Origin of the sequence: Rickettsia koreansis, assembly GCF_046532895.1 — a bacterium.
GTDB lineage: Bacteria > Pseudomonadota > Alphaproteobacteria > Rickettsiales > Rickettsiaceae > Rickettsia > Rickettsia rickettsii.
The window spans coordinates 852,903-876,740 of the sequence record NZ_WHLZ01000001.1 but is presented as its reverse complement, the minus strand read 5'-3'; the positions used below and the strand labels follow the sequence as shown (position 1 = coordinate 876,740).

The window sequence follows — 23,838 nt, the reverse complement described above, 5'->3', positions numbered from 1 at the left end:
AAATTAAGGCCCCTTCGTCTAGCGGTTAGGACACCACCCTTTCACGGTGGGAACACGGGTTCGAGTCCCGTAGGGGTCACCATTCTATATTTTCCTATAATATAAGATCTTAAATAATCTAATTTTAAATTCAGAATAAAAATAATAGTTGAAAATAATAACTTTTAATTTGTGATGCTTCAAAAAAATCGGCTGAAAACACAAAGTTCAGTTCAATTAGTATTATACAATATTCTCAAACTATAAGTGACTATAAAACAATTATAGTGTGTCTAGAAAAGCATGCCCCTTCATTTGTTCATTTAGATTTTAGCAATCTACATTTAACGCTTCCACAGCTAGAGGAAATAGCTGCTAAAATCCAAAATAATAATTTTATCGGTAATGTAAGCTGGGGCAAGGTGCCTAATGCTTCTAGTGAGCTTGTACAAACGCTTGAAAGTAAAATTATCTTAAATAATCAAAACTATAAAGCACCACCCTACCGACTTTGTCCATGGTTTATTTAGTTTACATGCTTATATGGATTCTACGGAAAATGATATTGTAGAGTTTGCTGTAGAAAAAGAAAATAATGAAAAGGTCAAAACCCGAAATGAACAATTAAAAGACAGGAAAGTATTTAAAATATTTAACAAGCCTGAAATAGGTAGATATTACGCAGTAAGCATATGTAAATGAAAAAGTAAAACAACTGGTACGTACTACATTTGAAAAATTAGATTTGCTCAAAACTAATTCACCGTTTAAAGCTCATTTTAAAAGTATTTTAGGTGGACAGATAGTGGCACAGCAAGCGGTCGCATATGAAGCTACAAAGGAGATTACCAAATATGCTGAAGAGAATAATTATAATTTATCTTTCACAGGTCATTCTTTAGGTGTATGGTTCGCAAAGCTTAGTTTATATTTTGCTCATAGAGATTTTCATTATCCAAAAGCAAAGGCAATCACATTCGATAGCCCGGGTTAGCTACAGAAAATCTTTAGCCGCAGATGTATAGCCATGAAACTACCTTTGACGTAAAATTTTTAAATATAACAACTTATTTATCAGCTCCAAATTTTGTAAATGTCTGTAATCCGTATATTAATAAAGCACTTGATATTTTATTACCTTTAGCAAGCAATCTAATATATAAAAATGCTACTGCAACGACATTTGGAAGCTTCTTAGAGGTAATCGATCAGCTTATATAAGCGGTAATATTGCAACCGGACAATTTTTAGGGTTTTATAAGCGTTTAGAAAATAATGCCGCACAAGGTTGCCCATCAAAAGAGATCATAACTCCTGAGGGAAAATTTGAACTTTTTTACAAAGGTCATTATCGTATAAAAGAAGTAAATTTGTCTGTAGATATAGCAAATACAAATAATAAGGACAGTAGCGATTGGTATCTAGCACAGTTGAGCAAATTGAGTATAGATAAAAAAGAAATACCAAATTTAATAAAACAACAGTTAAAAGTAATAAAAGAACTATATGAAATAAAATCTCAATATGGCAAATATTATATCTTTACAAACTTACCTAAAGTTAAAGTAGATGACTTAAGAGAGCAAATTTTAAGGTTAATTGAAGTAAGTAGGGAAGCAAAGGAATATTAGAAGACTGCAATGCTTATACTCCTAATGAATCAATTAAAGTTACAGAAAATATAATTAGCAATTTACCCACCTTTATCAACTTATAATCTGATTGTCCATAATGAAATATTACAACAAATATAAGAAACTTTAAACGAAAAACGATTTGTAACAGTTAGTGTTTTCGCTGGAGCCGGTAAAACCACTCTAGCTATAAAATATGGAGATAGACAAACACAAGCGAAAAAGAAAATAGTACGTTTTATTAACACAGATTCTGCGGACAAAGTCCTTGAAGCATATAGACAACTTGCTAAAGAATTTACTATTTACGTAATAGATGAAAAGGAAGAAAACATAATAAGATTAGTCCATGAGAGGATTGCTAATTTAAATTTAGCTATATTATTTATTTTTGATAATGTTGAAGATCATAAATATATAGAGCCTTATCTTAACAGTATAATTAATATACTTAATGATAAGGTACAAGTGATAATTACTACTAAAAATAATAATTTAAGTAATGATATAGAAAATATTATATTAGAGTCTTTTAGTAAAAAAGAAGCAATATTATATTTAAAGAAATCTCTAAAAAATAGATTAACAAGAAAGATATTGATAAATTAATAGAAGACTTTGGTAGTAACAATGCTGCATCACCTTATAGGTTATCTAAAGCAGTAGCATATTTAAAAGCAAATAAATTACTTAAAGTAAATGATTACATTAATTACTTTAAAAATAGCAAAGATGATCATATAGAAACCGTTTTATTACTACAATTATTAGAAAAATCACCATTTTATCAGTATAGAGATTTTCAAAGAATTATTTTTAATAGATGAAGAAAAGCTACAAGAACCTATAAAAAGGTTAAAAGCATTATCGATAATGAATCTAACATACCAAAATAGACAAGCCGGCTTACAATTACATAGATTAATGCAATTTATAACAAAGCAATATATAAATAAATATAAAGAACATGCGATAGATGAAAAAGAGATTTATACAAGACTAGCAGAAATCTTAGATGATTTATTTCCAATATTAACAGATGTTCCAAGTGAAGACTGGGAAAATTCTAAAATATTTTATCCCCATGTAGTAAAAATATTAAATGATGATATTGAAATGGATAAATGTAGAAAGGCAAATTTATATCAAAAAATGGGTTATTATATTTATAAAAAATAATGAAACTAGGGAGTTTATATTACAAAGAGGCGATTTTGAGGAAGTTACATTAGAAATTAAACAAAAAATACAAAAGAATGTTTTAAATAAAATATATATTAATGCTGATAAAGATAAGTGGAATAGTAAGTTCTCAATCTTAGGAAATTGGGGGCGAAAGGCTATTTAGGCGATAGATATTTATCGCAAAACAACTAGGCGTTTTATCTGACCTTAAAAATATAGAAATAGCTAAAATGTTATGTTTTGAAGCGATTTGCTTAGGAGCGATTAACAGCTCTAGTAAAAACTTCACTTGTGTAAAAGAATTTGTTAGAGCCTATCTTGAATTAACAAATAAGTAACGAACGAACATCCTGAATATTTTATTGATGGCTCAATATTACGGGTATGTGTTAATGATAAAGCAATTTTAAATAAATTGCTAGCTAGTGATTAGTGTGGCTATGTAGCTTTACCCTCATCCTGAGGAAAATCAGATTTATCCATTAAATTTTTAGCAATGTTGCTTTCTGAAAGCTTAACTGATTGAAAATATTCGGATACAAGTTTTATCACTTCATCACAAAATTCATCTTGTAGCTCTTTACTTGCGGTTGATTTTTGGTTTTGCATTAGCTGTATAGCATCAGATTTTTTATGCTCTAAAAATTCTTCAATTTCTTTAGTTTTTTCTTGAATGATTTTCTTGGTAACCTCATTACTTTCTTCTATCATTTGAGAGCGTAAAGTTTCTAATTTCTTTATTTGTGCGTTGGTGTGTTTAAAGAGCAAAGCAGCATCTTCTTTTAACTTTTCAGCTTTTAGAACTTTTTCTTGGACTTCTAAAATCTTAGCATCTAAAGAATTTAAAATGGCTTTTTTTGCCGGTCTATAAACTAAATATACAAAAATTACAAAACTAACGGCAAGCCAGAAGCTCTCATCTAGGAAATTCATTATTTTACTTTTATATTTTGTAGTAAATTCATATCTGCTTTAGTGCCAGCTATTTTTTCAATAATATTAACGGCAAGCTTTATGATTGCTGTGCTTTTATTAGTTCTAAATTGCTTAGCAGCTAAATTTATATCTTCAATGTTTTGATTTATAGCGTTTTTTAAATCTTGCTCTAGATTCTTTTTTTTAATTAAAAATTCTGATTCTAAAGAGTCTATTTTTTCTTTTTTTAGCCTATCTATTTCAGTATTTGTTTTGTCTATTTCCTCGTTATAATATTTATTTAGCTTTTCTACTTCTATGGTCAATGTATCGGCTTGCGTAATATTATCTTGAATATTTGTCTTTCTATTATTAAAAATTTCTTCAGCTTTTGGAGTTATAAATTTATAAACAAAGATATACAATAAGCCGAAAGTAACGATAAGCCAAAAAATTTGTGAATAATAGGTAGCAATATCAAATTGAGGCATCTTATTTAAAAATGAATTTTAAGAAAAAATAAGTAACATAGCAATTACAAAGGAAAAAAGTCCCATTGCTTCAGCAAGACCTGCGCCGATCAGAGCCATTCTTTGTAAGTTTTCTGTAGCCGAAGGGTTTCGTGCTATTGAACTAAGTAGAGAACTAAATATATTACTAACGCCTAAAGCTGCACCGTACATGCCGATAGCCATAAGTCCTATACCAATAAATTTTAAAGAAACCATGTCCATAAAAAACCTCACTTTTAATTAATCAAAAAATTTTATCTAATTATCTGTATAATAGGCTTTTTGTACAACGAAGCTAATAAAGAGGAATTTGCAGGAAACACAAAGCACAGAACCGTAGCGTACAAAAAAGTACTTGAGGATTCGAGCATCGGATTGACGTACAAATTACCTTTAGAAGCAAGTTGTGCAAAAAGCCTAGTGTAAATTAATAGCATCATTAAGATACATACAAGATAAAATAGTAAAAATATAAGCTTGAAGTATTGCAACAAAAATTTCAAATCCAATTAGTATTACCATAAGAGGGATTGGCAGAAATTTCAAGTAAATCATTAATGAAACGGTAAAACCGGATATTACTTTTAATAAAACATGTCCCGCCATCATATTAGCAGCAAGTCGCAATGATAAACTAACCGGTCTTGCTAAATATGTAAATAGTTCAATTACTATCATCAACGGTGCTAACCATAAAGGAGTACCGTGCGGTAAAAAAAGGGTTAAAAAACGTAAGCCGTGTTTTACAAAACCGACTATAGTTACCATTAAAAATACTAGAATTGCCAAGGTAAAAGTAACGATAATATGACTAGTAGCAGTAAAGCTATAAGGTGTCATACCAAGTAAATTACAGAATAAAATGAAAATAAATAAACTAAAAACTAACGGAATAAATTTACGTCCTTTTACTCCTATATTCTGATTTAACATATCAGCTACAAGATTATAAACTATTTCAGCACTCACTTGTAATCTAGAAGGTACTAATTTCCGGTTATAAAAAGCTAAGTAAAAATAAGTTAGAGCTAAGATGCTAGCAAGTAACATATAGATACTCGAATTAGTAAAGCTGACGTCAAAACCGAACATTTTGATGTCTATTAATTTTTTGATATCAAATTGTGCTAAAGGGCTATGAGTCATTTCCTTACTTTTTATTATTTACTTTTTGCCTTATAATGTTAAAGCCAGCAATCATTCCTATTATTGTAAATATAATAAGAAATAAAGGTTTAGAATTAAAAAATTTATCCGTAAATACTCCAATTACGACACCTACCATTGTACCTGAAACTAAATCTACAGCGATAGTGAACGGGCTAATTTCTTGCCGAATTTTAGGATTAGAGAACCTAGGAGTTTTTAAGTCTTTAATTCTTGCTTTGATATCTTTTAGTTTTTCCGTATTCATTAGTTTATCTCCGTCTTGCGAGAAGACGCCATAGGCGTCGACGAAGCAATCTCAGGATATTTAACGAGATTGCCGTACAGTTTACGACTGCTCGCAATGACGATCTAAATTACAAGCTTATTTCATTTTTTGCTTTTTCTTTCTGCTCCTCTAAAGCTTTATCAACTGCTGTGGAAATAGTATCTATGCTATAACTTCCTGTTTGTACTCCGTTAACGAAGAAAGAAGGAGTACCTATAAATTGGGGTGCTTTTGCTACAAAATTGGTATTAGCAATTAGTATTGCAGTAATTTTATCATTATTTAAACATTGTTTATATTCTTCCGGAGAAATACCGCCAAGTTGTCCTATATCAGTTAATAATTCTCTGTATTTATTGCTATATGCCCACTTATCTTGTTGTATTAATATGATATTATGAAGTTGTGTAAAACTATTTGTATCCCCCTTGCAGCGGGCTAAAATTGCAGCATCTAAATCTTGTTTAGTAGCAATAAATTCACGAACCACATATGCAATTTTGTTAGTATCAATATATTTTTTCTTAAGTTCCGGAAAAATTGTTTGATGATAATAAGCACAATGCGGACAGGTAGGAGAAAAATACTCGACTACTATAACATTTGATTTTTTGTTACCGAGAACCATATCATTATCATCAACTTTAAAAGTGACTTTAACAGGTTTTATTGCAGGATTTTTTTGTTCTTGTGAAGCCGGCGTTGATACTTCATCAGTCTGATTATTATCATTAGCAGGAACTATTGATTCAGCCGTATTTTCAGAATTTACGGCTTTCTGATTCGTTTCTTTAGAAGTTGCGTTATTTTGTAGAGTTTCGTGCTCTATTATTTGTTTTTCCTCATGGTTCTTATCTTGTGCTTTTTCTTCTGAACAGCTACTCAAAAATAATAAAAATATTAGTACAATAAAAATACTTCGCATATTTATTCCTTTAACTTATTAATATTATCTACAATAAGATCGTATCAATTTTATTTCAATAAAAATCTCTACTTTATAATAAAAGCAAAATATGCTATGCTATAGAAAATAATAGTCTAACATTAAGTTCTTAGGCATTAAAACCACTACGGAGGAATTAATAATGGCAAATACAACACAATCCGAACAAAAATCCGAGTTTAAAATAGGGCAGAGAATTGTCTATCCTGCACATGGAGTTGGTGAGATAACAAATATAGAATATCATACTATTGCAGGTACTGAAATTAAAGTATATGTAATTTCCTTTTCGCAGGATAAAATGACATTAAAAGTGCCTGTTAGTAGAGCTGCGGTTGTTGGTCTTAGAGCGGTTGCAAGCAGAAAAGATTTAGATGTCATATATTCAACTCTTCAAGGAAAACCAAAACAAGGAAATAGAATGTGGAGTAGAAGAGCCCAAGAATATGAAGGTAAAATTAACTCAGGTAATATTGTAGCCATAGCCGAAGTATTACGGGACTTACATAAAAATGTTGATAATGATCGTTCTTACAGTGAAAGAACACTCTACGAATCAGCTTTAAATAGACTTGCAGGCGAGCTTGCTATCCTTGAAAATATCCACCCAACCGAAGCAATTAATAAGTTAGTTGAAGTATTGCGTGAAAAATTAGTAGCATAGTTATACTCGTTCAACTTGAAAAATTGGCTGTGTCGTCTTTGTAAGTCCTCGGATGCTCACGTATTAAGTATACGCTCTGCTCCTCGGCTTATAGGCTCCTTGCTCTTTTCCAAGTTGAGCTTCGTATAGCTACTCTTCATTGATTCGGATTATATTTTTATGGATTGGCTGTAGTCTACAACTATTCGCAATAATGAAAAAGCTGATCCATGCAACAAAGCAGACTTGACCACGAACATTTTAATTACTCTACTAACAGATAATTCATCCGGAATTTCTCAAGGGATGTATTAACTACATAGTCAACAAATTCTTTTAATAATTTTGGATCTGTTACTTCCTGTCCTTTATCGTCACGAGCAGTTAAAAGTTTTGAATTAATTTTGTCAAGAACGCCTTTCTTAATATCATCAATATTATGTGTACCGTCTAACATTTCTAAAATATATTTTTCATGTATCGGTATACCTACCATATCGTTAAGTCTATTAGTGACGCTAAACACGCTAGTTACATTATTAAAATATGCTTGTTTTGCTTGATATCTTGCAAATTCGCTAGTTTTAGGTTTTTCGGTGATAGTTGCTATAGCATGAGGTTTGGTCTCAAATATTTTGAGATAACCTTGAAAAATGAATATGATAAAATGCTGTTCTAATGCTGCTAAGAAATCTTGTAATTGATATTTACCAAGCTTTTTAAAAGCTTCTTTTGCTACTTGTTCTAAGCTTATCGGATTGCTAATATTTTCGGCATATACATATAAAATAGCTTTCATGATCGGCGAAGTGGTTGAAATAAAAGGCTCAGGTAAATTTTCGTAATAGAAGCTAACATTTTCCTGTTCGTTAGTTAAATCAACAGCTTTTTCTAGAATTACCGGTCTAATATTAAGGCTAGTAAAAAACTCTTTTAAATTATTAAATTCAATTTTTCTGTTTATAGGTATGTTTTGATGACATAATAATGTCGAGCGGAACTTTCTATTAGTGATAAAATCCATATATTGCTCAGTACGAACAATATCATTAACGGCTTGTAGCTTTTCTGCTGCCTGAGTAGGTAAATTACCGATAAACATTGCAGTAAGCGACGTATCACCTAAGTAATTTAGATGATTTTTTTGAGCTTTTTCTATGAATTGGTGAAAATATGTACCTGTATTAATTTCGCCTAAATATTCATGTAATACATATGAGTCCGTATATGCAGATAATAATTTTGTTTCATCTCGTAAGAAATTAGAATAAGGTGTTGTGGAGCTTTCTAATGAGTCATTGATGAACTTTAAAAGTAATTTAGCTTGTTGTAATTTATCATGGCTAGTATTAAATAGCTCTGAATGGAACATAATCATTTCACGTATTGTTCTTTGCATATTCCAGCCCGGGAGCGTATTATAGCTTACAAAAGCTATGCCGTTCGGATTTAGCAGTTTATTACAGACTTCGAGTATTTTATCTTGTACCTCTTCAGGTACCCATGAATATACGCCGTGACAAACTATGTAATCAAACTTACCGTATGACTCATCAATGTCCAATATAGATAATGCCTTTAGTTCGGCATTTTTTATTTTCAAATCACTGATAATTTTTTTACCTAATTCTATTTGTGTTTTGGATAAGTCAACACCTAGAGATTGTGATTTAGGATATGTTTCAGCAAAGTTAAGCAGATTAACACCTATTCCACAACCGAGTTCAAGTATTTTAGCAGTTTCAAGAGGTGGAGGGTTTAGCCCGAATAGCTTGCCGATAGTTCTTAAATAAGGTGGGGAGGTATAACTGAAAGTAAATGGAGAATAAGGTACTTCATCATAGGATATTTTATTAGCTTGTTTTGTCATAGTATTTACATAAATTAAAAATTAATTTTAAGCAGTTTCAAAAGATTAAGCAATATATTTATATACAAAAAACTTTAAATTTAACTAATGCTCATATAATATGTAAGTGAAGAGTAATTTTATTTTATGAAAAATAATAATAGTTATTTTGGTTTTTTAAGAGGTGCGATAAAAATCAAGAAGGATGTTGTAAATTTTTCTTGTGAATCTGATTGGGATAGTGCTTTATTGTATGGATCAGAAAATACTCTTGATGTCATTCCCGCTTTTAGTGGGCGTTGTTACATGGTGCGAGAAAAGTGTTCAATGTCATTCCTGCGAAAGCAGGAATCCAGCAAAAAAGTATTAAATACAGCAAATTTTTGAAATTAAAAGCTCGATTTATCTCGCTTTATGCGGGATTCCTGCTTTCGCAGGAATGACATAAGAGCCATGAAACAACACCGCTTTTAGCTAGGAATGACATTATTAAACAAACTATAACTTAATCAATTGTGCTTTAGTTGCAAAATTTTCTATTCCCTCTAGATTGGTAGTGGTAACCCATAGTTGCATGTTTAAGCCGGTAAAAAATTCGATTAAATATTGACGTCTTTTGTCGTCTAAATGCACAAAGACCTCATCTAAAAGTAAAATCGGTGCTATTTTAGTTAGCTTTATAGCATAATTCATTTCAGCAAGGATTATTGCAATTAATATAGCTTTTTGTTCACCGGTAGAACAGAATTTGGCTAAGATATTTTTCTTTTGATGCTTTACTAAAAAGTCACTTTTATGAACTCCAAAACTAGTGCGACCAAGTAGTTTATCTTTGCTTCTTGTTTGATAAAGTTCTGCAGTAATAAAACTAACAATATTTTCTTTACCGTTTAATATTTTTTGTTCAACAATGCCGTCAATCGATAAATCGGCTTTTGGAAATTCATTTTCAAGGTCATCTATTGCTTGCTGCATAAATTCTAAGGTTTTTAAGCGATTATTAGCAATATGGTTAGAAATATCAGCCATCTTTTCTTCAATAATTTTAAGCCAATTATCATCTCTTATATCTTCTACTAGAATTTTATTTCTCTCATGCATGTAATATTCGTATTTACTAACTAGCTCTGCATGCTTTGGATCAAAATTATAAACTATTCTATCAAGAAATTTTCTTCTATCACTGCTACCGCTTGTAAAGATTCCTTCCATGTGCGGAGTCAGCCATACCATGCTAGTGAATTTACTTAACTCATTATTGGCTATTTTACTTTCGTTATACTCAGTTATCCTTCTATTAGAACTACGTTTAAATTGGGTGGTAAATTCTGCAAGTCCTAGCTTACTTTGCAATAGAGCTTTAACTAGAAAATGATCTTCTGAAGTTTTGAATACATCGGCAAGTTTTGCTGATCTCAGTCCTCTTCCTGGATAAAATAGCGATATAGCTTCTAAAATATTAGTTTTACCGCTACCGTTTTCACCTATTAAAATTATTGGTGTATTATCTGTTTTTAGTTCAAGATTTTTAAAATTACGATAATTCTCAAGACTTAAGGAATGTAGGAAGATATTTTTCATTTTATGAAAGAATAATAGTTAAATTATTGATACGTTGCATTTATACCGTCTAGAAATTGCCATAGTAGTTTTGCTCCTTGATATGCTAATTTTTGTTCTTTTGAGCTTAAATTATTAATCAAATTTGCACATTCTTGTGTATGCCATTGATCAACTTTACTATGAACAATGAAAAATTGTAAAGTTCTGTAATCTGAATTTCCATAAAATTTTTGTAATCCTTGAATTTTAGAGTCAGATACTTTAGGAGTCTGACGCTCATAAGCATAAAGTACTCCAAGACCTATAGAAAAAGATTTCTCTGTTAATTTAATAACCTTGAACAAGTTTTTGAGTTGAGTCTAATTTAGGTTCTGAAGTGCGTTGGTTTCTTAAACAAAGTCCTTCAGCAAAACGTTTCCATAGTTCTGGGTGATTTTCTTCACCTTGTTCTTCTTCTATAAGATTACCAAGTAATATTTGCCTAGCTTGTATATCACTACATTTGGAATGTAACGTGGGAAAGCTGTAACGTGATGATAATATTCTTTTGTGTAAATTTGTAAAGTAGAATGAGTAAGTTTTCCCATATGCCATAATTGATAAAATGGATGATTTAAGAGGTTATATTGCTCAAGATTTTTTATATTAAGCTGTTCTAAAAATTTCATCTTACCTCCTCTTAGTAAATTTATAAATCTGGTAATTGTTTGTCTTATCTATTATTACACAATGCCATTCTGCTAAAAGATTAAGAGGCAAAAAAGTATCTCCATCATAATTTTTATTTATTTTTGTAAGTAAAAATTCATAAATAAGATTTTGCTCTAGGAAAAGAGTTGCTATGTCTGCCCCTCCAACCATAAAAATTTTCTTATCAGTAAAAGGTTTTATTACCTGCCAAAAATCATCTAAGGATTTAATAAAAAATATATTATTATAAGATTGTAATGGTGTATTTCTTGAAAAAACAATACAAATACAATTTTTTAAAATCTTTGTAGGTATAGAGTCAAAGGTTTTTCGTCCCATGACTATAATATTATTTTTCACCGTCTGATAAAAATATTCAAACTCCTTAGTATAAGACCAAGGCATCTGGCCTTTATTACCTATCACCCCTTGTGGGTCACATGCCATTATACCGATGATTTTTCTATTTTTCATAAGATATAGTGAATCATATGGTCTGCTACAAAAAATCTTTGATGCTCTATAACATTATGCACTCGTAAATAATCAACTACGTTTTCCATTAAATATTTTGATATTGCTATTATTTCTAAGTCTCTTTCTGATGCTTTGGAATTATAAAAAGCAGAAATATAAGATTTTCGTGAGTGTCCTAGCAATATCTCACATCCTAGATTTTTAAATTCTTTAATTAATATGTTGTAATATATAAATTTTGATAAACGGATTTTCCAAAACCAATTCCAGGATCAAGAATGATATTTTTCTATCAAATCCACATTTTTCTAATTTTGTTATTTTTTGTTCTGTCTATATATTTAAGCTAGCAAGCGGAGATTTATCGAAATCAAGACATTTTTGTTTTTGCGGTGGAACGGTTAATGAATGCATAGTAATAATTTTACAATTATAATCGGCAATTAATCGTAATGTATAATAGATTATTTTTAACCAAGTTGATACAGGAAATAGGGTATTTTTTAAAAACACGTTTAATTACTTCAGGAGTAAAACTATTAATACTGACTATAACTTCCTTAAGCTCTTCAAGAACATTATTAAGCCTTGCATATTCTTCATCTTCATTAATAATTAAAGCAGAAGGACGTGTTGATTGTGATCCAAGCTCAATTATTGTAGCCCTTCATTTATCAAGCGTACAAAATTTCTAACGGCATCTCCTTTATGAAAACTCAATCCTCCATCAGAAAAAGAATCAGGAGTAATGTTTAAAATACCGACAAATTGAGGATTTAAAACAAGAGAGCGTATAACTCCTTGATTTTCAATTAAATGTGCTATTTCTGCAAAGGTTTTATTGTTGTAAAAATTATTGATCGGACATGAATAACGACATTCCAAGCTTAAACCTGCAATTAGATGAATAAGAAACGGTCTGTTTAATAATTCAGGATGCGGTATCTTTAAATCAGGTAAATCTATATGACAATTATTCCAAAGTAGGATATCTAAGTCAATAACTCTTGGAGACCATTTATAGTAAGAGCTTGCTCGACCTAGTTGTTTTTCAATCTTTTTAAGCTTAATTAGAAGTTTACTAGGCGTTAAAGTACTTTTGCCCTGCACCACCATATTTAAATATGATTTATCCCAAGCTTTATCTGCATTAGGTGGTAGAATAACTTGTGTTTCAAAGGTGATTTTAATTTAGTAACGGTTACGTTTAGAAAAATCTTTTCTAATTTAGATTCGATAAAATTTTGATAAATAATATCATATATTTGTGCAGCTAAATACTCGATAAGATTAAAGTGATTTTCTTGAGAAAGTTTTTGTACTAGCCGTACGATTTCTGCATAACAAACAGTATCGTTTATATTATCCGTTACAGTAGCAAGGGGAGAAGTTAAGAGAAAGAGTTTTATGTTAATTTTTACAGGTTGAGCGTGGTGTTTTTCTTGAGTACTGCAGCCAAGATGTACCCAAGTTATTAATTCTGAAATATTAAGTTTACATGAATAATTTAAGTTGAAAGCTTGATACCTATCATAATATTAATGTTAGTTTAGTATAAGCTCTTTATAAAAGATACAATAGTTAAATTGATATACTGCCACTTTTTTTAAAGCCGACATGAGCTTTTTCAAGTTTTTTAATAAATCTAGGTGAATATGATTTAATGTCTTGTTCCTTGCCGCCTTCATATTTTTTAGCGAGTTTCATGCCCCCTTTGATCATATTATAGGCGAAGTTCATTAGCTTCGTTTCGCCTGCTATTCTTTTTGGGTTCATAAACATATAAATTTGGTAAACGGCAAAGCTTTTTAATAAACGTTTTAAGTCTATTCTAGCTTGTTTGGTTAAACCTTGTAATTTGTCTTTTGGGTTTGCAAGGTTTTTATTAGCATCTTTAACTATTTTAGAATGCTGATGCATTAAATAATTACTGACTTCGGCAACATTCTTGTTAATGAGCTTCTCATCCATTTTAAGCATTTTAAGCTTTAAGTTTTTAGTTTTATCTAAATACTTACGGATTAATAAGATAATCCGACTTTGCAGTTGAGTTAAATCCATAGTTTGTTCATTTAAGATAGCAAGCATTCGTTCCATCTCATATTCAAATTCTTCATTTTGGCTTAATTCTTCAAAAATTTCCTCTACCTCTTTACTTTCAAGTACAAGATCGTCACTAATACCCATTAATGCATCTTTTATTTGATCAGCAATTTTTTTGGTATCTTCGGAAAATTGATTATTTGTCATAATCTAATTCATCGTTAAATATAGCTATTTTTATACTAGCACCACATTTCTGCTTGTCTATAAAAATTGTATTAAGAGATATTAAATTTTTCTCATTGAGGATATTCTGAGGAATTATAACAAGCACCTAACATATTGCTAGAATCTTCATTATTATCATAATATGGTCTAAATGAAGCATTAAGGTTTAAATCATCGAACTGAAGTAAAGGTTCTTTAAAGTATGAATCATGTGACCGGCTTGTCGTAATATTCGTATAATTAGTTTTTAGTTTTTCTTCTTTAAATTTTTCTGCTAAATTTTTATATTTTTCAGTTTTTTGTATAAATTTAAGTTGACTACACGGTGAAGAAATTATTGATGTTAACTCTTTAGACAAATCATATAATATTCCATAAGGTTTAGGTCTTCCTTGTTCTGCTATGAGAGCTTTCGTATTAAGACAAAATACTTTTAGTGAATCTTGCAGACTTTTTTCTGATATATCTAGATTATATTGGTTATAAAAATCACCTTGGCTTGAATATAATTCAATTATTTCTGATGCTAATTTAGCTATATCTTGCGGATTCTTTTGCTGTATTTTCTTTTTTAGTTCTGATTCTTTGAGATGTAATAATTTATTAAAAGCTTCTTTTGCATAAGATATATGAGTAGTATTTTTAAAATATTCTAAAGCTTTTACATAATTTCCGCTCTTAAATTCAATCTTCCCAAGTTTTATATTTGCCTCTTCAGAACCAAGGTTAGCAGCGTTTTCATACAATCCTATTGAGTCTTTAGATAGTTTTGTTGAGCCATTAGGTGTACAGATTTGTGCTTGTTGACAATAAATTTTTGCTAATTGCTGTTTATATAAGTTTTCGTTTTTATAACAATCATTAATAGATTTATGAGTTTCTTTTAGTAATTTTTCTAATAAATTATAAATAGGTAGCGCTTGATCAGGTAACACAGGTTGATGTAAAAGCTTATCATATATTACTTTATCGAGATTTTGAGATATTTCTGTAATAGATTTAGAGGCGGTAATATACTTCCAAGGAGATTTAGCTTCTTGCTTGCTGACTGAGCCTATTTTTTTCTAAATTACTAATGCTATTATTTATAGTTATACCTAGTATATTATTAAAATTCTTAAAGCTCTTTATTAAAAATAATTTAATATTATCTAAATTTTCAATATCAGTGCTAGAATTGTTAATATGCTGTAAAAAGTTTTTTAAGTTATATATATTATAGATTACTTTTAAGTCTAAAACATCGTTATTTTTGATATCTTCATAAAATTTTTCAATAGTCTCATTTAATTTGTTATAAAATGAATCTTTATCTTTGCATATTGTATGTTTAAATGATTCTAATAACGTTTCTTTTATGTTATATGCCCCGAGGTAAATAAATCGTTAAACCATTTTGCAGAATTAAGTGTAACCAAATTTTCTTTTAAATTTGATGTTAGATAAATATTTAAGGTAATTTAGAAGATTCTCTAATTTATTTTCTGATTTCAGTAAATAAATTAGAGAATCTTCTAAATTACCTTGTTTCTAAAAGCTGATTTAATTTTTTAACGGTTTCTAAGAAAATTCCTATAGTTTTGGCATTGTCTTCTAACTGTTTATAATAATTTACTATATATATTAATTGTTTCAATTTGTCTGTTTTAGGCAAAACATCTTCAAAACTTAAATTATTTTCTATATATGTTTTAAGTTCATTGATACTAATTGGTACTTCTTTATTAATTACATTTATAGAATTTAAAATATATGTTAAATTTTCGTCGTCGATTGTTATTTTATTATATTCATCTAGAATGATATAATTATCATCTCTAATATTTAATAGCTTTGTATAGTTTTGTATAGTCTTTTGCTTGTTCGCTAGCTTGAGGTAATAAATAGAATCTTTTATTTTATTAATGATACTCTTTTGTTCATCGCTAAAATTACCGAGTTTTATAGTGTCATCAATAATTTTAGATATACGAGTATGATTATTGCTTGCTTGGGCTATCGGTCACTACTATAGATAAATTACCTTCATTTATATCAATATATCTCAATAATTTAGTAAATTGTTCAAATATACCGACAAGTTTTTCTAGATTGGCTTTGACAAGGGAAGAGTTAGAGTTTTTGGTTTCAATATTTTTTATTGCTAATATAAATTTAGTAGGAGTCATACTTAGAATTTTTTGTAGGAAAAATTTGTCAATAGTAGATTCAGAGGATGAATTAGCAGCATCCAAATAAGAACTGTTATATGTTAAATATTTTTCGTTTTTTATATAAAAACTATCTAAAATATTTGAACTTGCTGTTAGACTTTTTTTGAGAAGTCCCAATCTCCATACTCATTACTTTCTAATATTAATTCACCGTTTTTGAGAAAATTAGCTATGAGCTTTAAATCTTCTTTCTCTTGCCCTAATATAATTATAGTTATTACTCCTATCAATAATAGATTCATATTTTTCACTATCTTTATTAATTAAGTCGATAAAATTTTTATCCTTTAACATATCGGATATAAAATGTTCCATTTCTGCTTCCTTTATTTCTTCTTTTTTCAACATCATTATATCCCTCATATCTTCTACTTTATTGTGTTCAATATTATTTGTTATTTCAAACGAATTTTGATTTAGGAGTGTTTGTATCGGTTGAGTTGCATTGTTGTTGTCATTTAGTATTTGAAATAAATGGTCTTCAGAAATAGTACTATCTACTATTTCCGTATGTTCTTGTTTTTTAAATTTATCATTTAAACGTTTTATATAAACGGTATAATTGTACATAATTAATCTGTTTCTTAGTTGTTTTTTTATTTAATAACTTAGCTCAAAAATTTCAATTTAGTTAATAAATTAATTAATTTTAACTAAAAATATCACAATTTAGATATTACGATATTTAATATACTGAAAGATGATTTTTATTGCATATATGATAAGAATAAGGTTTATTATAAATAAATATTAATAATTACTTAGGTTATGAGAAATAATAAAAACCAAATGTATATTATAAAAATTTTTATAGCCCTAGCTATGATTACGGGCATAATATTTTTATGTTTATTGTATTCTTCAACTCCGTCTAAGCTTAAGATTGGTGCGAAAACTAGTAATATGGACGATTCGCCTAAAATTAAGTTTACTCTTATAGATCAAGAAGGAAAGAAATTTGATAGTACCCATTTGCAAGGTCATTTAAGTTTGATTTATTTTGGTACTACCTATTCCTTATATGACAATCAAACACTAAAAAGAGTAGAAGATATTATTAAGATTTTGAAGAAAGAGAATATTTTAGTACAAGTAGTTTTTATTACTCTAGATTCTGAGCATGATACAAGTGAAGTATTAAAAAAATATTTAGAAAAAATAGATGATAATTTTATAGGTTTAACAGGGAGAGTCCAAGATATTGAACAATTAGCAGATCAATTTAAGGTCTTCTATACATCCAAAATATTTGATGTAAAAACAAACAAATATGAATTACAACATTCTAATTTTGTGTATTTAATTAGCAGTCAGGGAAAATTTTTAAAGCATTATTGCTTAGGCTTACCGAAAAATGGTTAACAGATAATCTCTAAGCATTTCCTATTTGTGATGAGAAATGTATTTCATCAATGCCTAAGTGTTTTAATGCATTATGCCATTTACTTTCAGGATTATCGGCAAAAATAAATTCTTTATTACAATCCATAACCAGCCATAGATTTGTCTCTAATTCTTCTTCAAGCTGCCCTGGTTTCCATGCTGTATAACCGACAATGAATAAGCTATTTTTAGGTCCTTTACCGAAAGCTATATCTTCTGAAATTTCTAAATTAGAGCTTACTGCTAAATCATTATGGAAATCCAATAACAAATTTTTATTATAATCGCTAGAATGAAGAAAAAACCCTTTTTCATGTTCTACGGGTCCGCCAAGATATATAGGAACCATAACCGGGGTTGTTATTTCGTCATTTTTTATTTTAAAAAACGATTTTAAATCTATATGATTTACTAAACGGTTAAATATTAATCCTATTGCTCCTTCTTCCGTGTGTGATAACATATAAATTAAGGATTTATGGTAAATGCCTTTTGTAATTACATGCGGTGTAGCAACTAGTGTTTTACCGGATAAGTTATGAAAAATTTTATCGCCCATAAATAAAACTTTAATTATATAAGATTTAAATATATAAGATTTAAATCCAATTATTCAATAGAAGTTAACAATAATGATCACATTTTTTGATATTACTATTTTTGCTATTATTACTCTTTTCTCATTTTTCGGCTTATATCAAGGCATAATCGGGTTTGCAACTAGAATACTCGGTTTTATTACTTCTATAATGTTAGGATATTTTTTATATCCATATATTTCTGACCTAATCAAATATATGGATAATGAGATTATAAGAATAATTATTGCCGGTGTTATATCTTATGTTATTGCTTTAATTTTATGTGTTTTTATAGTTTATAAATTTCTTGCTATAATTTCATTTATGAGAAACGGTTTTATTGACAGATTTTTAGGGCTATTGGCAGGACTTGCCGTAGGTATTACTATCTCGTTAGTACTATTTTTTATAACAATGATCTTTACTTCTGAAAACTATTTTAAAAGTAAATCTTTAAAAGATTTTGTAGTAAGTAGCAAACAGAGCAAATATGGAGGAGTACTGAAAGTTTCCGTTACCACTGATTATTTATATGAATTAAGTAAAAATATTATAGTTATAATTCCAAACGAGACTTTAAAATCTATTGAAATATTTGAAAATAAAGATCTAAATAATTTCAAAAACTCTCTTAAGAAATCGAATGATTCTAACGATGATGAGGATGTATTTTCTCGAGAATTACAAGATGAGCTTTCTAATATATATGATGAATAGGATGTTATTTTGACGTCATTGCGAGGAAATTACGACATTGTTGTGCGGATCGAAAAACGCACTCGGTGTCATCGTGGCTTGACCACGGGATGACAACGGAAAACTGATCCACGCGGGCAATGCCTGCTCGCAATGACGATTACCTACCAAACAAACACCATAACCCCTACCTTTCATTAAACCAGCCTATTTCCCTTAAATTTCATAAATCACGCCATCGTAAATTCGTAAATAATTAATAAATATTAACTAATAGTAAATTTATTCATTAATTATTGTGCGTCGTAAATAAATAGTGTATAATTACCGATAAGTTAAGTGGTAAAATCATTAAAAGCAATAAGTTATAGGGGAAATTATAACTAATAAGAACAAAACTTTTTTTAATAAAATTTTACTAGCAACCAGTAGTATCGGGCTGCTTGCAAGCATGGGAGGGGCGGATATTATTCCGGCGGGAAATCCATCTTCTAATATAGGTACGATGAATGATTTGAGATATAATCACAACCATTATCTTCCACAAGATAATGACAATATTATTATCGCAGAAAATAACCATAGGGTTAATTTTGCCCAAAAATATTAATATTAATGATATTAATCTTTATGGTAATGGGGTATTTACTATTATTGAAGGCAATATTACTATAAATGCTTTAGGAGAAAGCGGTATAGTTTTTCAAAATCTCCCTACGGCATTCGGTATAAATATTGTGATTAATATTAATAGGGCTCACATGGCGAATGATGTAGCCGTACTATCAATTTTGAGGATGAGTAATGGAGTTCGTTTCTAATGGATATACTGATACTGCAGCTACCGGAACCGTTGCTTTACCGCAAGGATTACAAGTACAACAAGTAGGAGTGCAAGCAGCGGCACAACCGGCACATGCTCAAGCAAGAGCAGAAGCAGCGATAGTAGGCAACGTAATAGTAGCAAGAGAAACAGTAGATATGTTAGGACAGAGACAAGCACGACTAAGATATGGTAGCGGCTCCGGTGAGGGGTCAGCAACAAGTAGACAGAGAAAACTTAAGGTTAAGGCAAGCACAGAATGTACTAGCACGAATACAAGCTGAGCATCCGCAACAATTAGCAGATGCACAGCAACGATTAAATGCTGCACGTGCAGGAGCCGATATAGGGGACTAAAATCGAGCACAGCAAGCTTTATTTGATATTCGTAACGCTTCGTTTGTAGCACAGCTGGACTTAACAAATGCACAAAGAGAAGTACAGGTACAAATTGCAGTACTGCAGCGAGATGGACAAGCTAGACAAAGAGAGATACAATAACCAATTGATAATATAGCTCTAGAATTGGTTCAAGCTAGACAAGATCAAGTTGATGCAGAGACACAAGCTAACCTAGCCGGTTTAGTAGTACCGGCAGATGCACAAGCACAGCAACAAGCACAAGCTCAGCGTTAACGAAAGAGCTGAACAGCAAAGACTGCAAGCGGAGTATCGGCAACGTCAAGCTAACGAAATAAGAGTAGCAGAGGAATATGTTAAAAAACCTGAGTAGCAAAAATTAGCTGAGGCAATCAATAATGCTATCATTGTCCATATGGAAAATACTTTTGTAGCGGAAGCACAAAAGAAGTGATTAGAGAAAAATCTGCATTTGTTATGCAAAATCCTGAAAAACACGCTGTAGAGCTTGCTAAGGAATTAGTAAATAATAAAGCTGAGCTTAAAGAAGTAGCTAATGATGATACTGTTGTAGTGAGTAAAACAAAACAAGAACAATCCTTATTATTCGTAGCAAACTTAGCTCAAGTTGCACCTGATAATGCAAAAAAAGTAGTAGAGCATTTAACCGAGCAAGGAACAAGATCGGTTAGTGTAGTTACAGCTGAAGCAGTAACTACTAGTATTAATAATCACTTATCAGGCGGTACTATAAAAAGGATTATGGGTTGCCGGTACTTTCGGTTCAAGTAATCAAGATGCATATAAAGGTAATCCTAGCTATAAAGGCACGGTATCCGGCGGCACGATCGGCGGTGAGCTTTACATCGGGGAAAATAGTCTTGTCAGTATTGCATATAGCCGTATGAACTCTGACTTTAAGTTTAAAGGTTCAAGCACTGGTGATAAATTATCGGCAGAGCTATATTATTTCTCTATACGGTCAACAACAATTTAGTAATGGCTTTATATTACAAGAAATATTTTCAGCAAGTAACAGTAAAATCAACAAAAAGGACTTAAGACCGGTCGGACTTCATAGCTATAAAACTGCTAGCGGTAAATATACAAGCAAAGCTTATGGTTTTGAGGGTAATGTCGGTTATCAATTCTCTGCCATGGACGGTATAAATTTAATGCCTAATATTGGTATTAGATATAATACATATAAAGATACCCAAACCGGTACAGGTGTCAATAATATTTATGTCGCTGGTAAGTCCGGTAACTTAACTACAGGGATTGTAGGCATAAAATTAACCGCTCCTAAGAGATTATCAAACGATACTCAAATAGTACCGGGACTACATGCTTCTATAGAAAATAGCTTTAGCAATAAGCAACCTAAGGTGAAAGCTAGATTTATTTGGGCAGATAATTACTTTGAGAACACTACAAGTAGCAGCACACCGAAAGTCGGCTATAATGTAGGTGCAAGTTTACTTACCGCTCATAAGAATATATTTGCAACGTATAACTGTAATTTACGCAGCAAATATACTAGCCACCAAAGGTTCATTAAAGTTAAAGATATTGTTCTAAAAATATCATTCCTGTGCGGGATACCAAATCGTCATTGCGAGCAGCCGTAGGCTGCGTGGCAATCTCATGAAATAATAACAAACTCCTGAGATTGCTTCGTCAAATTACTTTGTAAATTTCCTCGCAATGACGAAAAAACAATATCCACGCAGCAATGCCTCATCGCCTTGTGAATTCCTTGCTCTTTTTGAAGTTAATCTTCATTTACCATTCTTCATTTCACATCAGTATACTCATAATTCCCTAACCGGTTTTAGTACTAACTTTTTGTTACTAAAGATATTGATTTTAGAAAAGAAATTACTTTTGGGCTTTTTAAAATCACGTTGATAATTTTCACCGGTTATAGCATTATAGCTAGTAATTAAAGAAGGTATAACCTCGTTATAATATATTTTATAAAGGTCATGCATAGTTTCTTTGGTAGTTAAATATCCCCATTTTACGGCTTGTTGTGGTACTCTTGCTAAGGCTTCAATGCAGGCTATCGCTTCTTCAATTTCAGGATTTTTATTTTTATACACGTCAGCTGCCGGTGATAAATTAGCTTGCATATCTTTAAACATAGCATCAATCATTAATGCCATATATTCATCGGTTTTAAATTTTCTTACAAATATTAGATTATTCCTACTGCTATAATTTAAAAGCCGAAATTTATATATAAAAATCATGAATTTTATAGCATAAACTTTTAAGCCGTTAACTTTATTTGCATTATAAAATTTAAGTTTCGTTTCATAATCTAATTGCTTTTTCATACCTGCTTTAAGGAGCTTACTCAGCAAATTATGACAATGTATTATGTCATTTTTTCTAGCAATTCGTACTTTATCGGTAGCTTTAGTACCGGAAAAATTAGCCGAATGGCGAGTTATTTGCCTGCCTTTATCATCTCTTTTTATATCGGCAAAATGCCCAAGCTCTTGGGCTGCGATAATCTGAAGTCTTGCTGCCGCAGCAAAGCCGTTGCCGTAAGTCGGATGATCTTTATTGTTTTCAGCAAAAGGATTACCGCCGCATGAAACAAAAATAGCTATGTCCTTGCCGTTAGTGCTTTGCATACCGCTATTACCGCCTACTCGTTGCCAGCTAACCATATCCATCATATCGCCGATATTATGTGAGTAGGTAAGAAATACTTCCGTCTTATTAAGAAGAAGCCACCTTATTACGATCGGATGAGCCGACTGAACAAAAATACGTGCTAGCATTTCGGTTACTTCTTGCTTAACCGGCTGTAGCTTTTGTATTTGCTTTTTTAAATTATCGAAAATTGATTTTATTTTTTGATCTGAAGCGGAATTTCTGTATAAATTTTGAAAAAGCTTGGTAGTTTCAGGGATTAAATGCGGGCTTGTTAGCTCTTCTTGACTAACCATTAAGCTTATATTAAGAGCAGGTTCGGTAAACCTTGCAAAATTGCAGCAATCATCGGTATCTATCCGTAATTTACCGGACTTAATTAATTGCATAGCCAAATGCTCATACTCTATTTCCATGTCCTGCTTATAAATAGCAGGAACACGGTCAAGAATGTGATATATGCTAGTCATTTTAAAAATTTAGTTGTTATTTTCTACATTACTTGTTGGTAGTACATCATCATTTTCGTCTATATTTAAAGTTATGAGCTCTAAGTTAAATACAAGTTCAGGTTCATTAGGTACGTGCTTCGGTTTAGGTTTTTCTTCAAATATGAGGTTTACAACAACATCTACCTTAGGGAATACTGTATCAAAGCAATCTTTAAAAAATTTATCTGACGATTTTAACTTTATTGCATCTAATGCTTTTTGTCTACCATCTTTATTTTTAATACAGATGTTAATTGCCTCTCTCCTAAAGAATCAATGAGAATAATCATCAAAAATTTTTGTAATTAGCTCCGGCTGTTGCTCGCTAAAATATTTGAGACATACCTTATTACCATATCTAAATATTTTATATGCTAAGAATAAGACAAAACAACCTTGTTCTTCTTCAGTAAATTTATCAGCAAAATATTTTTGATTAAGAAAATCTTCAACTCCTCTTCTGATGCCGGTTGAAGAAATCGCTATTTTTTTTAAAAGTGGTTTTGAGTAATCAACCGAAAAGCA

Annotated in this window: 35 protein-coding genes, 1 tRNA gene and 5 pseudogenes; 17 read left to right on the top strand and 24 right to left on the bottom strand. The window is 30.5% G+C overall.

Going from position 1 to position 23,838, the window contains the following annotated elements; genetic code table 11:
* Positions 1–7 precede the first annotated feature (7 nt).
* From GCO76_RS04915 to GCO76_RS04875, 8 genes are all read left to right on the top strand, one after another.
* A tRNA-Glu gene (locus tag GCO76_RS04915) sits at positions 8–82 on the top strand.
* Between the two features lie 184 nt (positions 83–266).
* Positions 267–509, top strand: a complete 243-nt coding sequence (locus GCO76_RS04910) for a hypothetical protein (RefSeq protein WP_410956358.1) — start codon at positions 267–269, stop codon at positions 507–509.
* A gap of 13 nt (positions 510–522) precedes the next feature.
* Positions 523–681: a hypothetical protein gene (locus GCO76_RS04905; protein WP_245207504.1), complete on the top strand. Its 159-nt coding sequence runs from the start codon at positions 523–525 to the stop codon at positions 679–681.
* Between the two features lie 43 nt (positions 682–724).
* Entirely contained in the window at positions 725–973 is a 249-nt protein-coding gene (locus GCO76_RS04900) for a lipase family protein (protein ID WP_410956357.1), read from the top strand.
* A gap of 23 nt (positions 974–996) precedes the next feature.
* Positions 997–1,200, top strand: coding sequence for a hypothetical protein (locus GCO76_RS04895; protein WP_410956356.1), 204 nt, complete (start codon positions 997–999; stop codon positions 1,198–1,200).
* A 149-nt stretch (positions 1,201–1,349) separates the two neighbouring features.
* Positions 1,350–1,610: a hypothetical protein gene (locus GCO76_RS04890; protein ID WP_410956355.1), complete on the top strand. Its 261-nt coding sequence runs from the start codon at positions 1,350–1,352 to the stop codon at positions 1,608–1,610.
* Between the two features lie 192 nt (positions 1,611–1,802).
* On the top strand, positions 1,803–2,222 hold the full coding sequence (locus GCO76_RS07930) for an AAA family ATPase (RefSeq protein ID WP_479725312.1): 420 nt from the start codon (positions 1,803–1,805) through the stop codon (positions 2,220–2,222).
* A 264-nt stretch (positions 2,223–2,486) separates the two neighbouring features.
* Positions 2,487–2,792: a hypothetical protein gene (locus GCO76_RS04875; RefSeq protein WP_410956353.1), complete on the top strand. Its 306-nt coding sequence runs from the start codon at positions 2,487–2,489 to the stop codon at positions 2,790–2,792.
* 444 nt (positions 2,793–3,236) lie between these two features.
* Here the strand turns inward: GCO76_RS04875 and GCO76_RS04870 are convergent, their stop codons facing one another.
* Genes GCO76_RS04870 through GCO76_RS04860 form a run of 3 tightly spaced genes read right to left on the bottom strand, consistent with a single transcriptional unit; the run spans position 3,237 to position 4,447 of the window.
* Positions 3,237–3,731, bottom strand: coding sequence for a F0F1 ATP synthase subunit B (locus GCO76_RS04870; protein ID WP_014013746.1), 495 nt, complete (start codon positions 3,729–3,731; stop codon positions 3,237–3,239).
* Positions 3,731–4,204: a F0F1 ATP synthase subunit B family protein gene (locus GCO76_RS04865; protein WP_410956352.1), complete on the bottom strand. Its 474-nt coding sequence runs from the start codon at positions 4,202–4,204 to the stop codon at positions 3,731–3,733. Before GCO76_RS04865 ends, GCO76_RS04870 begins: the two co-directional genes overlap by 1 nt.
* Positions 4,205–4,222: 18 nt before the next feature.
* The gene (locus tag GCO76_RS04860) at positions 4,223–4,447 is read right to left on the bottom strand and encodes a F0F1 ATP synthase subunit C (protein WP_410956351.1); all 225 of its coding nucleotides are present in this window, start codon (positions 4,445–4,447) and stop codon (positions 4,223–4,225) included.
* A gap of 60 nt (positions 4,448–4,507) precedes the next feature.
* On the opposite strand from GCO76_RS04860, the gene GCO76_RS04855 reads away from it, so the two are divergent.
* The gene (locus GCO76_RS04855) at positions 4,508–4,651 is read left to right on the top strand and encodes a palindromic element RPE1 domain-containing protein (RefSeq protein WP_410956350.1); all 144 of its coding nucleotides are present in this window, start codon (positions 4,508–4,510) and stop codon (positions 4,649–4,651) included.
* Here GCO76_RS04855 and GCO76_RS04850 read toward each other — a convergent pair.
* The 3 genes from GCO76_RS04850 to GCO76_RS04840 form a co-directional block, all read right to left on the bottom strand.
* Positions 4,643–5,371, bottom strand: a complete 729-nt coding sequence (locus tag GCO76_RS04850; RefSeq protein ID WP_103897433.1) for a F0F1 ATP synthase subunit A — start codon at positions 5,369–5,371, stop codon at positions 4,643–4,645. The two genes, GCO76_RS04855 and GCO76_RS04850, sit on opposite strands and share 9 nt — an antisense overlap.
* A 4-nt stretch (positions 5,372–5,375) precedes the next feature.
* Positions 5,376–5,639 carry an AtpZ/AtpI family protein gene (locus tag GCO76_RS04845; protein ID WP_410956349.1) on the bottom strand — a complete coding sequence of 88 codons (264 nt, stop codon included), beginning with the start codon at positions 5,637–5,639 and terminating at the stop codon, positions 5,376–5,378.
* Positions 5,640–5,748: 109 nt separating this feature from the next.
* Positions 5,749–6,585, bottom strand: a complete 837-nt coding sequence (locus GCO76_RS04840; RefSeq protein WP_103897432.1) for a DsbA family protein — start codon at positions 6,583–6,585, stop codon at positions 5,749–5,751.
* Positions 6,586–6,748: 163 nt separating this feature from the next.
* Here GCO76_RS04840 and GCO76_RS04835 point away from each other — a divergent pair, with 163 nt between their 5' ends.
* Complete coding sequence (locus tag GCO76_RS04835) at positions 6,749–7,270, top strand: CarD family transcriptional regulator (protein WP_010976718.1); 522 nt, start codon at positions 6,749–6,751, stop codon at positions 7,268–7,270.
* Positions 7,271–7,280: 10 nt separating this feature from the next.
* Here the strand turns inward: GCO76_RS04835 and GCO76_RS04830 are convergent.
* Together GCO76_RS04830 and GCO76_RS04825 are read right to left on the bottom strand one after the other, a co-directional pair.
* Positions 7,281–7,383 (bottom strand): annotated as a pseudogene (locus GCO76_RS04830) (palindromic element RPE5 domain-containing protein).
* Between the two features lie 131 nt (positions 7,384–7,514).
* Entirely contained in the window at positions 7,515–9,119 is a 1,605-nt protein-coding gene (locus GCO76_RS04825) for a methyltransferase regulatory domain-containing protein (protein WP_410956348.1), read from the bottom strand.
* 126 nt (positions 9,120–9,245) lie between these two features.
* On the opposite strand from GCO76_RS04825, the gene GCO76_RS04820 reads away from it, so the two are divergent.
* Positions 9,246–9,485 (top strand): hypothetical protein, encoded by a 240-nt coding sequence (locus GCO76_RS04820; protein ID WP_209445210.1) that lies wholly within the window; start codon positions 9,246–9,248, stop codon positions 9,483–9,485.
* A gap of 111 nt (positions 9,486–9,596) precedes the next feature.
* On the opposite strand, the gene recF is transcribed toward GCO76_RS04820, so the two are convergent.
* From recF to GCO76_RS04755, 13 genes and pseudogenes are all read right to left on the bottom strand, one after another.
* Positions 9,597–10,679 (bottom strand): DNA replication/repair protein RecF, encoded by a 1,083-nt coding sequence (gene recF, locus GCO76_RS04815; protein ID WP_103897428.1) that lies wholly within the window; start codon positions 10,677–10,679, stop codon positions 9,597–9,599.
* 23 nt (positions 10,680–10,702) lie between these two features.
* On the bottom strand, positions 10,703–11,005 hold the full coding sequence (locus GCO76_RS04810; protein ID WP_024704420.1) for an iron-containing redox enzyme family protein: 303 nt from the start codon (positions 11,003–11,005) through the stop codon (positions 10,703–10,705).
* A 111-nt stretch (positions 11,006–11,116) separates the two neighbouring features.
* Positions 11,117–11,248: a hypothetical protein gene (locus GCO76_RS04805; protein ID WP_103897426.1), complete on the bottom strand. Its 132-nt coding sequence runs from the start codon at positions 11,246–11,248 to the stop codon at positions 11,117–11,119.
* 82 nt (positions 11,249–11,330) lie between these two features.
* The gene (locus GCO76_RS04800; RefSeq protein ID WP_410956347.1) at positions 11,331–11,825 is read right to left on the bottom strand and encodes a dihydrofolate reductase; all 495 of its coding nucleotides are present in this window, start codon (positions 11,823–11,825) and stop codon (positions 11,331–11,333) included.
* Positions 11,822–12,086, bottom strand: a pseudogene (locus GCO76_RS04795) (dihydropteroate synthase). The gene GCO76_RS04800 and the pseudogene GCO76_RS04795 overlap by 4 nt, the downstream one beginning before the upstream one ends.
* Before the next feature lie 172 nt (positions 12,087–12,258).
* The gene (locus tag GCO76_RS04790) at positions 12,259–12,441 is read right to left on the bottom strand and encodes a hypothetical protein (protein WP_410956477.1); all 183 of its coding nucleotides are present in this window, start codon (positions 12,439–12,441) and stop codon (positions 12,259–12,261) included.
* A 41-nt stretch (positions 12,442–12,482) separates the two neighbouring features.
* Positions 12,483–12,938, bottom strand: coding sequence for a 2-amino-4-hydroxy-6-hydroxymethyldihydropteridine diphosphokinase (gene folK, locus GCO76_RS04785; protein ID WP_410956346.1), 456 nt, complete (start codon positions 12,936–12,938; stop codon positions 12,483–12,485).
* Positions 12,939–12,946: 8 nt separating this feature from the next.
* Complete coding sequence (locus tag GCO76_RS04780; RefSeq protein ID WP_410956476.1) at positions 12,947–13,303, bottom strand: dihydroneopterin aldolase; 357 nt, start codon at positions 13,301–13,303, stop codon at positions 12,947–12,949.
* Positions 13,304–13,409: 106 nt separating this feature from the next.
* On the bottom strand, positions 13,410–14,078 hold the full coding sequence (locus tag GCO76_RS04775) for a DUF5394 family protein (RefSeq protein WP_410956345.1): 669 nt from the start codon (positions 14,076–14,078) through the stop codon (positions 13,410–13,412).
* Between the two features lie 92 nt (positions 14,079–14,170).
* A complete protein-coding gene (locus tag GCO76_RS04770) occupies positions 14,171–15,034 on the bottom strand; it encodes a hypothetical protein (protein ID WP_410956344.1) in 864 nt (287 codons plus the stop codon).
* 420 nt (positions 15,035–15,454) lie between these two features.
* Positions 15,455–15,753 (bottom strand): annotated as a pseudogene (locus GCO76_RS04765) (hypothetical protein).
* Between the two features lie 325 nt (positions 15,754–16,078).
* Positions 16,079–16,429, bottom strand: coding sequence for a hypothetical protein (locus tag GCO76_RS04760; protein WP_410956343.1), 351 nt, complete (start codon positions 16,427–16,429; stop codon positions 16,079–16,081).
* A 48-nt stretch (positions 16,430–16,477) separates the two neighbouring features.
* Positions 16,478–16,882 carry a hypothetical protein gene (locus GCO76_RS04755; RefSeq protein ID WP_410956342.1) on the bottom strand — a complete coding sequence of 135 codons (405 nt, stop codon included), beginning with the start codon at positions 16,880–16,882 and terminating at the stop codon, positions 16,478–16,480.
* Positions 16,883–17,080: 198 nt separating this feature from the next.
* Between GCO76_RS04755 and GCO76_RS04750 the strand changes: the two genes are divergently transcribed.
* Positions 17,081–17,674, top strand: coding sequence for an SCO family protein (locus tag GCO76_RS04750; RefSeq protein ID WP_410956341.1), 594 nt, complete (start codon positions 17,081–17,083; stop codon positions 17,672–17,674).
* A 10-nt stretch (positions 17,675–17,684) separates the two neighbouring features.
* On the opposite strand, the gene GCO76_RS04745 is transcribed toward GCO76_RS04750, so the two are convergent.
* The gene (locus tag GCO76_RS04745; protein WP_010976730.1) at positions 17,685–18,254 is read right to left on the bottom strand and encodes a YqgE/AlgH family protein; all 570 of its coding nucleotides are present in this window, start codon (positions 18,252–18,254) and stop codon (positions 17,685–17,687) included.
* 73 nt (positions 18,255–18,327) lie between these two features.
* On the opposite strand from GCO76_RS04745, the gene GCO76_RS04740 reads away from it, so the two are divergent.
* From GCO76_RS04740 to GCO76_RS04720, 5 genes and pseudogenes are all read left to right on the top strand, one after another.
* Entirely contained in the window at positions 18,328–18,993 is a 666-nt protein-coding gene (locus tag GCO76_RS04740; RefSeq protein WP_410956340.1) for a CvpA family protein, read from the top strand.
* Positions 18,994–19,523: 530 nt separating this feature from the next.
* Positions 19,524–19,793 carry a hypothetical protein gene (locus tag GCO76_RS04735; RefSeq protein ID WP_410956339.1) on the top strand — a complete coding sequence of 90 codons (270 nt, stop codon included), beginning with the start codon at positions 19,524–19,526 and terminating at the stop codon, positions 19,791–19,793.
* Positions 19,777–20,079 (top strand): hypothetical protein, encoded by a 303-nt coding sequence (locus GCO76_RS04730; protein WP_410956338.1) that lies wholly within the window; start codon positions 19,777–19,779, stop codon positions 20,077–20,079. The genes GCO76_RS04735 and GCO76_RS04730 overlap by 17 nt, the downstream gene beginning before the upstream one ends.
* A gap of 526 nt (positions 20,080–20,605) precedes the next feature.
* Entirely contained in the window at positions 20,606–20,947 is a 342-nt protein-coding gene (locus GCO76_RS04725; RefSeq protein ID WP_410956337.1) for a hypothetical protein, read from the top strand.
* Between the two features lie 28 nt (positions 20,948–20,975).
* Positions 20,976–21,786: pseudogene (locus tag GCO76_RS04720) on the top strand (autotransporter outer membrane beta-barrel domain-containing protein); the annotation flags it as partial.
* Positions 21,787–21,969: 183 nt separating this feature from the next.
* On the opposite strand, the gene GCO76_RS04715 reads toward GCO76_RS04720, so the two are convergent.
* On the bottom strand, positions 21,970–23,292 hold the full coding sequence (locus GCO76_RS04715) for a DUF2748 family protein (protein WP_410956336.1): 1,323 nt from the start codon (positions 23,290–23,292) through the stop codon (positions 21,970–21,972).
* A 9-nt stretch (positions 23,293–23,301) separates the two neighbouring features.
* Positions 23,302–23,828: pseudogene (locus tag GCO76_RS04710) on the bottom strand (hypothetical protein).
* Positions 23,829–23,838 lie beyond the last annotated feature (10 nt).

Bases quoted from the DNA above. Each gene is read 5' to 3' on its own strand.
- GCO76_RS04835 (WP_010976718.1), top strand. From the start codon at position 6,749: ATGGCAAATACAACACAATCCGAACAAAAATCCGAGTTTAAAATAGGG.
- GCO76_RS04875 (WP_410956353.1), top strand. From the start codon at position 2,487: ATGAATCTAACATACCAAAATAGACAAGCCGGCTTACAATTACATAGA.
- GCO76_RS04860 (WP_410956351.1), bottom strand. From the start codon at position 4,447: ATGGACATGGTTTCTTTAAAATTTATTGGTATAGGACTTATGGCTATC.
- GCO76_RS04905 (WP_245207504.1), top strand. From the start codon at position 523: ATGGATTCTACGGAAAATGATATTGTAGAGTTTGCTGTAGAAAAAGAA.
- GCO76_RS04820 (WP_209445210.1), top strand. From the start codon at position 9,246: ATGAAAAATAATAATAGTTATTTTGGTTTTTTAAGAGGTGCGATAAAA.
- GCO76_RS04840 (WP_103897432.1), bottom strand. From the start codon at position 6,585: ATGCGAAGTATTTTTATTGTACTAATATTTTTATTATTTTTGAGTAGC.
- GCO76_RS04730 (WP_410956338.1), top strand. From the start codon at position 19,777: ATGGAGTTCGTTTCTAATGGATATACTGATACTGCAGCTACCGGAACC.
- GCO76_RS04865 (WP_410956352.1), bottom strand. From the start codon at position 4,204: ATGCCTCAATTTGATATTGCTACCTATTATTCACAAATTTTTTGGCTT.
- GCO76_RS04775 (WP_410956345.1), bottom strand. From the start codon at position 14,078: ATGACAAATAATCAATTTTCCGAAGATACCAAAAAAATTGCTGATCAA.
- GCO76_RS04745 (WP_010976730.1), bottom strand. From the start codon at position 18,254: ATGGGCGATAAAATTTTTCATAACTTATCCGGTAAAACACTAGTTGCT.
- GCO76_RS04870 (WP_014013746.1), bottom strand. From the start codon at position 3,731: ATGAATTTCCTAGATGAGAGCTTCTGGCTTGCCGTTAGTTTTGTAATT.
- recF (WP_103897428.1), bottom strand. From the start codon at position 10,679: ATGAAAAATATCTTCCTACATTCCTTAAGTCTTGAGAATTATCGTAAT.
- GCO76_RS04845 (WP_410956349.1), bottom strand. From the start codon at position 5,639: ATGAATACGGAAAAACTAAAAGATATCAAAGCAAGAATTAAAGACTTA.
- GCO76_RS04850 (WP_103897433.1), bottom strand. From the start codon at position 5,371: ATGACTCATAGCCCTTTAGCACAATTTGATATCAAAAAATTAATAGAC.
- GCO76_RS04805 (WP_103897426.1), bottom strand. From the start codon at position 11,248: ATGGGAAAACTTACTCATTCTACTTTACAAATTTACACAAAAGAATAT.
- GCO76_RS04740 (WP_410956340.1), top strand. From the start codon at position 18,328: ATGATCACATTTTTTGATATTACTATTTTTGCTATTATTACTCTTTTC.
- GCO76_RS04800 (WP_410956347.1), bottom strand. From the start codon at position 11,825: ATGAAAAATAGAAAAATCATCGGTATAATGGCATGTGACCCACAAGGG.
- GCO76_RS04755 (WP_410956342.1), bottom strand. From the start codon at position 16,882: ATGTACAATTATACCGTTTATATAAAACGTTTAAATGATAAATTTAAA.
- GCO76_RS04750 (WP_410956341.1), top strand. From the start codon at position 17,081: ATGAGAAATAATAAAAACCAAATGTATATTATAAAAATTTTTATAGCC.
- GCO76_RS04735 (WP_410956339.1), top strand. From the start codon at position 19,524: ATGACAATATTATTATCGCAGAAAATAACCATAGGGTTAATTTTGCCC.
- GCO76_RS04825 (WP_410956348.1), bottom strand. From the start codon at position 9,119: ATGACAAAACAAGCTAATAAAATATCCTATGATGAAGTACCTTATTCT.
- GCO76_RS04715 (WP_410956336.1), bottom strand. From the start codon at position 23,292: ATGACTAGCATATATCACATTCTTGACCGTGTTCCTGCTATTTATAAG.
- GCO76_RS04895 (WP_410956356.1), top strand. From the start codon at position 997: ATGTATAGCCATGAAACTACCTTTGACGTAAAATTTTTAAATATAACA.